General features: G+C 67.5%; 3 protein-coding genes. All 3 read left to right on the top strand.

All coding sequences use genetic code 11. The features are described from left to right. The first annotated feature begins 97 nt into the window (after positions 1-97). Entirely contained in the window at positions 98-865 is a 768-nt protein-coding gene (locus Q0R63_RS09460) for a DUF6308 family protein (RefSeq protein WP_295696717.1), read from the top strand. Between the two features lie 169 nt (positions 866-1,034). Beyond that, positions 1,035-1,376 carry a hypothetical protein gene (locus Q0R63_RS09455; RefSeq protein WP_295696716.1) on the top strand — a complete coding sequence of 114 codons (342 nt, stop codon included), beginning with the start codon at positions 1,035-1,037 and terminating at the stop codon, positions 1,374-1,376. After that, positions 1,373-2,083: DDE-type integrase/transposase/recombinase (locus Q0R63_RS09450; RefSeq protein WP_295696715.1), on the top strand; the 711-nt coding region annotated here is incomplete at its 3' end. The genes Q0R63_RS09455 and Q0R63_RS09450, both read left to right, overlap by 4 nt.

Raw genomic sequence — 2,083 nt, 5'->3', positions numbered from 1 at the left:
CTCCGTCCCCCGCTCGGGAATGGGGGTGTCGGTAGGCGCTGCAGGAATGCGTCCTAAGCGTGTGCGGTCGGGATGATCACTCGCTACCGTGGCGGCCATGGTGGTGCGCGAGGCGGAGGTCCGGATAGGTCGAGTCGTGGTGTCGCTCGAGACTGCCTCGGCTTGGATCCGCGACTACACTAATGCCGCAAGCAACGTCGTGAGCGAGCGCCCCTATGCCTTCTCTGCTTACGACTGCTACGACGGCGGAACCGCTGAACCGGACCGGCTCACGGACGGGGATCTGCTGGCACCAGGGCTCTTAAATGTCCCGGTCAAGATCAGGTCGTTCTATGGCCTTCAACGCGTGCGGGGTCAGCTGGAAGAGGCGCTGAGACGCCCGGTTGGAGAAACGCCCTTAGCCGCCGTGAGTGACCTTCAGGAGCTTAAGCAGGCCGTTCAGGCACTGTACGAAGTGCTGGACCACCCGGCCGTGCGGCCGTGGGGCGTCGGCGGGACCACTCTGTCCAAGGTGCTCCACCGCAAGCGACCGCACTCCGTCGTGCTCCACGACCGGTGGGTGCGCGCCTGCTACGTCGGTGACGACGCCCCGGTTCCCCACGCCAAAGCCCGCTCCTGGGCGGACTACATGATCCTCATCACCGAAGCCATCCGGGAGGACATCGCGACCCAACATGGAGGGTTCGAAGTCTTGCAGGCAGCTACGCGGAAGTCGGGGCTTCTCACGGACGCCCGTATCCTCCCGTATCCTCGACATTGTTGCGTGGAACTCCAAGGGCGACGCACCCGCTCGAGAACCGGACGAGCGCCTTCTCGATCGCGATGGCGAAGTAACGACATCTTGGGACTCAGACTCTGCACATGACTGGGCCCCGGGCCGCGCCCTGTGCGTCAGGATTGGGTGAGACAGCGGTGCTGTAGTTCCTTCCCTCTGCACGGGGCGTGATTGGTGGAGCACGATGACGATGACGACGGCGGATCTCGCCAACGATGATGGGGTTATGGGACCTCGAGGTGACCGGCCGAAGCGGCGGGTGTTCACGGCCGCGTACAAGGCGGCGATCCTGGCCGAGTACGACGAGGCCGAGCGGGGGCAGCGGGGTCAGATCCTGCGCCGGGAGGGGCTGTACTCCTCGCACCTGATCGAGTGGCGACGGGCGCGTGACGCCGGCGCCGAGCAGGGCCTGGGTCAGCAGCCGGGTCGGCCTCGGCGGGATCCGCGGGATGTCCAGATCGCGGCGTTGACCGCACGGACGGTCAAGGCTGAGGCGGAGCTGGCCCGCAGTCAGGCGGCGTTGGAGATCATGGGAAAAGTACACGCGCTCTTGGAGACGCTCTCCGAGAGCGCGGACACCGACCCGCGGTCGAGCAGGTGATCAACCCGGCCGTCGACGACCTCGCGCGCCAGGTCGGGACCGCCCGGGCGTGCGCGTTGCTGGGCCGGGCTCGCGCGGGTCACTACCGGGGCCGGCAACCGCGGATGCTCGGCCCAGCCCGCCCGCGGCCGGCCGCCGTCAACGCCCTGACCGAGGTCGAGCGGGCGCAGGTCCTGGGTGTCCTGACGTCCGGCCGGTTCGTGGACAAGTCGGTCGCGCAAACGTGGGCGACCCTGCTCGACGAGGGCACCTACCTGTGTTCCCAGTCGAGCATGCACCGGGTCCTACGCGCGAACAACGCTGCAGGAGAACGCCGTTCGCAGGCGAAGCACCCACCCCGGGTAATCCCGGAGCTGCTCGCGGTCCGTCCGGGACAGGTCTGGTCGTGGGACATCACCAAGCTGAAGGGCCCCGAACGCGGCCAGTACTTCGACCTGTACGTCATCCTCGACATCTTCTCCCGGTACGTCGTCGGCTGGACCGTCGCCGCCCGCGAGGACTCCCAGATCGCGAAGGAGCTGATGGAGACGGCGATGGCCGTGCACGGCAAGCCCGAGGTCATCCACGCCGACCGGGGCACCTCGATGACGTCCAAACCGGTCGCGCACCTCCTCGTGGACCTGACCATCACCCGGTCCCACTCCCGGCCCCGGGTCAGCAACGACTGCGAGTATGGACATGTCGCCACCGGTCGGGCCTGGCCCTTG

The sequence above is a fragment of the Lapillicoccus sp. genome (assembly GCF_025353065.1).
Taxonomy (GTDB): Bacteria; Actinomycetota; Actinomycetes; order Actinomycetales; family Dermatophilaceae; genus Lapillicoccus.
This window is presented reverse-complemented; position numbering and strand designations above follow the sequence as displayed.